Source organism: Streptosporangium sp. NPDC004631, assembly GCF_053601935.1.
On record NZ_JBSGCR010000073.1, the window covers coordinates 1 to 2,585 of the forward strand.

Here is a 2,585-nt window from a genome sequence, read left to right on the forward strand (position 1 = left end):
CCGGCGGATACGACTTCATCGCCACGTGGAACTCCTTGCCTCCGGATGTCCATCATCCGGCACTCAAGGTGTCCACACATTGGGGAGAGGGCCCGCTGAGCCTGCAGATGAACATGGCCGCCGCACTCGGCGTCCAGCTGATCTATACCACCGGGAACATGGAAGACCGGGTGCTGGCCACGTTCCCGCTATGCATCCGGCTGCGAAATGATGCCGATCAGCGCACGGGGATAAGGCATCTGCACATCATCGATCGCATCGTCGGCGAGACAGCGCCGGACGAGGACGGTATTACCGGCCGCGTCTCTGCCGCGCGGTTGCTGGTGAAGCCGCGCGAGCTTGATGCCATGCCCAATGCCAGCGAAGAGGTGCAGCAGGAGAGCTACGACGAGATGGGTGACGATCGGTGAGCGACGGCCGCGGTGACGAGGGGGCCGACCGACGGCTGTCGGAATCGGCGGCCTGCCTATCAGCGATCCTGAACTCGGCGGCGGAACGCCGCGTCGAGCAGGCCGCGATCCTCACTGCATTTGTCCAGGCATGTCCAGGGACAGCCGGGACATCGCAAGGCCGCCCCGTTCTTTCCGCGCTCCTCGATGAACTCGCCGAGCATCACCTGGTTGAGCTGCCACGCGGTCGTGCCGGATGGGACAACGCACAGCCACCGCTGCCGCGCTGGCTCCGTCTGCCCCTGTCGCCGAAGCCGGAGACCCGATCTGTTCGCGCGACGGCACCCGTCGTTTGGCGTCGCGAGCTTTTCTGGGCAGGGACAGACCGACTGACCACTACGCAGATTGAGGTCCTCAAGACGATCAATCGGTGGCTGCGTGACACCGACGGGGACGACGACCGGCGGACCATCGTACCCATGCGCGAGCGCTCCTTAGAGGTCTTCGGTGATGAGAAGCGCCTTGACGCACTCGTGGCCACCACCTTGTTCGCGCCCGGCCGCCTCACCCTAGCCACACTGTTCGCCAAGCGGATCCCGCCGCCCTTGGCCTACGAACGCGTCGGCGTCGGCGGCATCGTCCTGGTGATCGAGAACAGCGACACCTTCGAAACCATCAGCACATTACTGGCTGGCAACTGCGGGCAAGTTGGTTACGTGGCATTCGGCGGTGGCCACGCCTTCGAGGCGTCCGTCGCCCGTATCAGGAGGCTGGTCGACGTGACGGACATCGCCTACTACGGCGATCTTGACGATGACGGAATGACCATCCCGCAGCGGGCTAACGTGTCCGCCGCAGCTTTGGGACTCCCGCCGGTCCGTCCCGCCGCCGGCCTCTACCAGCTTCTTGTCCAGCAAGACATCCGAGCGCCAGCCCTTAAACGTGTCGATCCGCTCATCGCCGAACGACGCGCCTCTTGGCTGCCCACCACCGTCCGTCGCCGGGCAGCTGACATCCTTGTCGCCGGGGATCGGTTGCCGCAGGAAGCCACTGAAACGGTGCTGCTACAACGTGATGTTTCGTGGCGAAACGATCTGTGATAGGTCACGTCCAGTGCGTTGCTGTACTGATCAAGAAATGTAGGCGTGACACGTTCTCGCCCCACTGGTCGGTGATCGTTTTCGCGGGTGACAACCTGGATGTATGAGGTATTCAGACAGAAGCGGAGGGCTGTCTGCGCGAGTTCGGAAACAGCGGCAGGAACTGCGGCTACGGGCGGCGGACATGTTCGCTGGAGGCATCAAGCCCCTGCGGGTGGGCCGCCTGCTGGGTGTGACGCGCAAGTCGGCCTATGAGTGGCATCGGGCATGGCAGGCCGGTGGCAAGGCCGCGCTGGCCTCCAAGGGAGCCACCGGCACCGGCTGCAAGCTGACCGATGAGCAGCTGATGTATCTGGAGACGGCGCTGGAGCAGGGAGCCGCCACCTATGGGTGGGGTGACCAGCGCTGGACGGCGCCGCGGGTTGCCACGCTGATCGCTGAGACGTTCCACGTGTCCTACACCGCCCGTGGGGTGGCCTATCTGCTGAGACGGCTGGGCTGGTCGTTCCAGGTGCCGGCGCACCGGGCCGCCCGGCGCGACAACGCGCGGGTCGCGGAGTGGACGAGGAGGGTGTGGCCGGCGATAAAAGCACCTGGGCGGCTTGGGGATCGTGGCTGGTGTTCGCCGACGAATCCGGTCAGAGCCTGGGCTCTGGCAAGATTTTCGTGACGGGTGACGGAAAGTCACGTTGGTGGCATGGTGGCGGTTGTGCGAAGAACTGCTGCGCATCGTCTTTCCGTATCTTGATGCGGTGCTGGTGGAGCGGGTCGATGTCGTGGACGGGGTGGTGCGAATCGCCGCCTGGTCCCGGGCGGGTACCTTCATACCGTGCCCGGACTGCGGTTCACCGGCACGTCGTATCCACAGCCGGTATCAACGTCACCTGGACGATCTCGCCGTGGGCGGGCGACCGGTGGTCATCGACCTGTCCGTACGGCGGCTGTTTTGTGACGCAGGTGACTGTGCGCGCCGGACTTTCACCGAGCAGATCGAGGGGTTGAGGGCGGATTCAATCGGTGCTCGCAACACTTCGTCCTTGGAGGTGTTGGCGAATGGGCCTGGGCAAGAAGCAGCAGGCTGTCCGGTTGTATCGCG

Annotated in this window: 3 protein-coding genes and 1 pseudogene; all 4 read left to right on the forward strand. The window is 64.6% G+C overall.

Annotated features, from left to right (window positions below):
* Window positions 1-410 (forward strand): hypothetical protein (locus tag ACWEF2_RS31555; protein WP_453819902.1); only part of this gene is annotated, 410 nt, incomplete at its 5' end.
* Window positions 407-1,489, forward strand: coding sequence for a Wadjet anti-phage system protein JetD domain-containing protein (locus tag ACWEF2_RS31560; protein ID WP_453819903.1), 1,083 nt, complete (start codon window positions 407-409; stop codon window positions 1,487-1,489). The genes ACWEF2_RS31555 and ACWEF2_RS31560, both read left to right, overlap by 4 nt.
* A gap of 103 nt (window positions 1,490-1,592) precedes the next feature.
* Window positions 1,593-2,135, forward strand: a pseudogene (locus ACWEF2_RS31565) (helix-turn-helix domain-containing protein); the annotation flags it as partial.
* Window positions 2,136-2,181: 46 nt separating this feature from the next.
* Window positions 2,182-2,585: transposase family protein (locus tag ACWEF2_RS31570; RefSeq protein WP_453819904.1), on the forward strand; the 404-nt coding region annotated here is incomplete at its 3' end.